This window comes from Algimonas arctica (assembly GCF_014652695.1).
Classification (GTDB): domain Bacteria; phylum Pseudomonadota; class Alphaproteobacteria; order Caulobacterales; family Maricaulaceae; genus Litorimonas; species Litorimonas arctica.
On sequence record NZ_BMZH01000044.1, the window covers coordinates 1 to 1,049 of the forward strand.

Here is a 1,049-nt window from a genome sequence, read left to right on the forward strand (position 1 = left end):
TTATGATTGGGTCAAGCGATATGGCGATCAACCCGATAAGCCAGCCCGCTCTGCGCAGCATGATGAGATTAAACGGCTCAAAGCAGAGTTGCGCCGCGTGACTGAGGAGCGTGACATCCTAAAAAAGGCCACGGCGTTCTTCGCAAAAGACCACGGGTGAAGTACGCCTTTATTAAAGCGCATCGGAATGAGTTTTCGGTGCGCGCCATGTGCCGCGTATTGAAGGTTCATGTGAGTGGATTTTATGCGTGGCTGAAGAATGGGTTATCGGGACAAGCTAAGCGCAGGCGCCGCCTGACGGGCCTTATCAAGCAGTCCTGGCTCGAGAGTGGCTGCGTTTATGGCTATCGCAAGATACATCACGACATGCTCAGTCTTGGCGAACCCTGCGCCCCGAACACGGTCGCAAAGCTCATGAAGAACGAAGGATTAAGGGCTCAGGTCGGCTATAAACGTCGCCCGGGTAAGTGTGGTGCAAAGCCCGCCATTGCAGCAGCCAATCAGTTGCAACAGGACTTTAACGTGGACGCACTTGATACGGTTTGGGTAACGGATATCACTTATATTCGAACGCATGAGGGCTGGCTCTATCTGGCGGCCGTTATCGATCTCTACTCCCGCAAAGTCGTGGGATGGTCGATGCACTCTCGGATGCAGACATCGCTCGCACTCAACGCTCTATTGATGGCTGTTTGGCGGCGCAAACCGACCGACACGGTTATTGTGCACTCTGACCAGGGTTCACAATTTACAAGCCATGAGTGGCGCGAGTTCCTGACCGATCACAATCTGGAAGCCAGCATGAGCCGGCGTGGCAACTGTTACGATAATGCTGTCGCCGAGAGCTTCTTCCATCTTCTCAAGACTGAGAGGGTCAGGAGAAAAACTTACAAAACCCGTCAAGAAGCGCGGCAGGACGTGTTCGATTACATCGAAATGTTCTACAATCCGAAACGCAGGCATGCTAACAACGGGATGTTGTCACCCGTCGAATTTGAGATGACAGCAAAATGAAGTAGCAAGGTGTCTATAAAGCTAGGGGCACATCA

General features: G+C 52.4%; 1 pseudogene. It reads left to right on the top strand.

The features are described from left to right. Window positions 1-1,014: pseudogene (locus IE105_RS15280) on the top strand (IS3 family transposase); the annotation flags it as partial. Between the last annotated feature and the right edge of the window lie 35 nt (window positions 1,015-1,049).